This is a genomic window from Oligella sp. HMSC05A10 (assembly GCF_001808335.1).
GTDB lineage: Bacteria > Pseudomonadota > Gammaproteobacteria > Burkholderiales > Burkholderiaceae_B > Oligella > Oligella urethralis.
This window is the reverse complement of the sequence record NZ_KV792922.1, coordinates 1-3,660: the sequence shown is the minus strand read 5'-3', so window position 1 is coordinate 3,660 and position 3,660 is coordinate 1. Positions and strand designations below refer to the sequence as shown.

Here is a 3,660-nt window from a genome sequence, read left to right as displayed (position 1 = left end):
TTAGAGGGTGACAACTATCCTGACATAGAGAGTACGTTCGTAGTCGCATCAACTAGTTTTTCATACGCTACATCGAAATAAGGTTTTGTTGCCCATAAGTCACGGTCACCAATGATCACTAGGCGATACTTGGCTCTAGTGACGGCGACATTAAGTATATTAGCTTGTGAGGAAGCCCACATAGCAGCCCCCTCAGATTTTTTGTCAGATCCTAGGACGATGATCACGCACTCGGCTTCTTTACCCTGAAAGGTGTGTACGGTACCTACTGAGCTCTCACACCAAGAACGCGCAGACTCATCGTTGCTATAGGCACTTCTAACGATGTTTTTAATAGCATTAGCCACTGTTTTAAAGGGTGATATAACATAAAGCTTGCCTTCTTCAAATATATTTTCGCCTTCGGCAGCTAAGCGCAAACGTGCATCTCCAATCAGTTGCAAAACTTTTTCCCCTTGAGATTTTACGAAGTGATTTTGTTCGCCACTTTTTTGCCCTGCGTCCTGAATCCATGCATTTTGTTCAAGTGCAAATACTTTGTCTTTAGGCATGGCTTGATTAATCATCCGATTATCGTATGAAATGGCATTTGAAATATCAAACATAGGTGAGAGGCAGCGTCGATGCACTACTAGCGGACAACCGACAGTGGTGCCGGCAATTTCACCATAGAAGGGATTACAAGCATCTGCCATGACTTGTATCGAAAGAGCTTCGGAGGCATGGCTTAAGGTTCGACCGGCAATTTTAAATTCAGTGTGATTTTGCTGTAAGCCTAAAAGGTTATAGGCCCAGCGATTTAAGCTAGGTGGGGTACTGATGATAGGTTCAACTTGCAAGGGATCACCAACTACTATGCAGCGTCTCGAACGATATAAGAGACCAAGTGCCGAAAAGGGGGTGGCTTGACCTGCTTCATCAATAATCACAAGGCCTAATTGATTCATCCCAATACCTCTAAAGGCGTTCTGCACCGAGGCGAAGGTGGTTGATAAAACGGGGATCAAGAGATTTAAACTATGAAATCCCTCAAGTAGAACTTGGCTCCTTTCCACCTCGGTGTAACCCGTATTTTCTCCTCCATTAATAGCGACAAAGCGTTTTAAGTTTTGAAAAATTTGCTCATTATGGCAAACAAAAGCTTTGGTCAGCTGCAGGGCCGCATGAAATAATTTTTCATTGGCTTCATTAAATTCATCATTAACCCAAGGACATAGCATTTGCGACTTTTCTTCAAAGAGCTGTTCTCTAAACTCATTGCTAAGGCTCGTAAAGCCTTGGAAAATAGGTTTTTTGCCAAGTTCTGTGAGTTTGAGTTGAAGCGCAATCACTTTTTCGTGTGAGTTGTTTTGTCGTTTCAGTAGCTTAAGCTGAGCTTCTAATCTGTCATGCTTAGCTTCTAGCTCTTTAATTTGTGTGAGGAGTAATTTAAAGGTCTCATTATCATCCGTAGTGCATTGCGGTTTTTTTCTAAAAAATAGTGATAAGAGCTTACTTAGCCAATTGCTTGAAGTCGAATTATTTTGTTGTTGATTTTTTATGTATTCAAGTTCAAGAAGATGACGTTGCAATCTTGTTTTTATATATTCAACTTGCTCATTATGCTCTTTAATAGTAATTTTTATTTGTTCATGGTCCGTACCTGCAATTAATGCCTGGGCTTCTGTCAATTCATGCTGATGATTTAAAAACTCAGTGATTTCTAAATCCATAGTGTCTTTGATTCGTTCAAATTGATTCAGAGCCGTGACGAATGAAGCTTTAGCGTCTGCAAGGTCTGGTTTTTGTGCTAAGCCATAGCTAAACTCATCAAAACGATCATATATTCCTGGCAGAATTTTCAGGATTTTATTGATGTTTTCCTTTCTTCCGTAAGGAGCAGCAATTAAACCAAAGACATCTTCGCCTAGATCTTCAAAAAGCTCTTTTGCTAGCTTAGTAAAATAAATTTCTTCATGTAGACCGGTGTCAAAAAGATTGGTATAAGTTTTATCGGCACTAAGTTCTTTAGCTAAGGGCAGCTCTTTGGATATATTTTCGACAGCGGCATTATTGTTACTAGCAACAATGATTGAGTGGGCTTTTAATTCGTCTGGAATTTCATAAAAGTATTTGTTAAATGAAACGGTTGATTGTGTTTCTTTTCGATCTAGTTTGTGACCGTTACCGTTTTTATCTAATAGATTACGAATGATGTTGGCTTTCTCTACGACCGCGTTAGCCACAATTTCTTTAAGTAAAGTCGTCTTGCCAGTGCCTGGAGGGCCATTAACTGAAAACACACGTGGCGGTTCAGCCTGAGTTGCGATATTAATAGCCACTTTTTGCATTAAAGTAGGGTTGTGCTTTGATGGCCATTTACCTGCTGAGTGTTTTTTGGCTGAGGTATGTTCGATTAAATAGTCAGGATTATTATCGATTTGATAGCGTTGATGGATTGGCTTGGCAAGGATTAAATTTTGTAGGTAGTGATTATGCAGCTCAGACTTTTGTAGCATTGCTAGATCGTCTGAATAATAATCCATCTGAAAAATAGCTTCTTGCTTATTTGAACCTGGTTCAAATAAGCCTAAGCAAATTTGCCAGTCTTCATTACCATACTTATCCACGCTGAGTTGTGATGCCCAGTTGCTAATCTTCAGTTGCTCTAAAATATAATGCAATATTTGTTCTAAATGGCTTGGCTTAATTACTTCTTCTTTGGGTAGAAGATGCGCTGGTATATTGTCCGAAATTTCTTGTGCGCGGGGTAAGCTATCATGAATCATGCTGCACATGGCATGCAAAAACTCGGACAGTTTAAAGGTGTTATCTACGTAGTAACCATCGCTATCTAGGCGTAAATAAAATAGAAAACTTTCACCTTGCTCCCTATCAATTAACTCAATCTGCTTTTCTTCAGGTAGTTTTTCATTGATGAGTTGATAAAGTGCGTTATGTGAGATTTGCCCTAAAATAAGTTCAAACTGTAATTTTTTTGCTTGGTCTTGAGACTTGTCCTGGGCCGCACATAACTCTTCAAAATAACACGCTTCATCAGGTGATCTTGGTCTTAGAGGAATGGATAAAAAAGAGTCACTCCGAAGTTCGCAATGAGAAGAGCGGGTGGGACCATATTTCTGAATTTTGATCGTGATCGGTTCAAATTTAACAATACGTTGCCAATACGTTAATAAGTTTTTAGTTCTAGTTTCCATAGACCAAGTTTAAAGTGATAAATAGGGTGATAAGGGCCAAAGTGCTTATGATAGCAGAGAGGGTATGTGTTGAAGCATTGTTATTTAGTTATTGTTTAAATAGGCTAAAAAGTAGTATTCAAGCAGCTCAATTATGATTTGGCACAGGCACTGAAAAAAACTCAACCGACTGTTCGTTCATTACAGGATTGACAGATGGTGTCGTGAGTGTTGCGTGATTAGTTCTGTAGCGACTTTCTTTATGCTCTTAAAATAACAGGTACCAAAGAGGGACATTTGTACACAGAGTTTTACAGCAAACGGTAGTATTCATTGCTTGGCTTTGATAGTAAATCATCTTACTCTGTAGCCAAGGTATGAATACAACAGTAACCTGTTATACAAGACATCGTTTTAACGACCGTGAATCAACTGCACTGAATCGGTAATCTCCCCTAAAATCGAAACACCGATGAGTGGAAAA

General features: G+C 39.3%; 1 protein-coding gene. It reads right to left on the bottom strand.

The window, feature by feature from the left end; translation table 11 throughout:
• Nucleotides 1-14 precede the first annotated feature (14 nt).
• Complete coding sequence (locus HMPREF3144_RS05530; RefSeq protein WP_070476878.1) at nt 15-3,197, bottom strand: AAA domain-containing protein; 3,183 nt, start codon at nt 3,195-3,197, stop codon at nt 15-17.
• Nucleotides 3,198-3,660: the final 463 nt, after the last annotated feature.

Bases quoted from the DNA above. Each gene is read 5' to 3' on its own strand.
- HMPREF3144_RS05530 (WP_070476878.1), bottom strand. From the start codon at position 3,197: ATGGAAACTAGAACTAAAAACTTATTAACGTATTGGCAACGTATTGTT.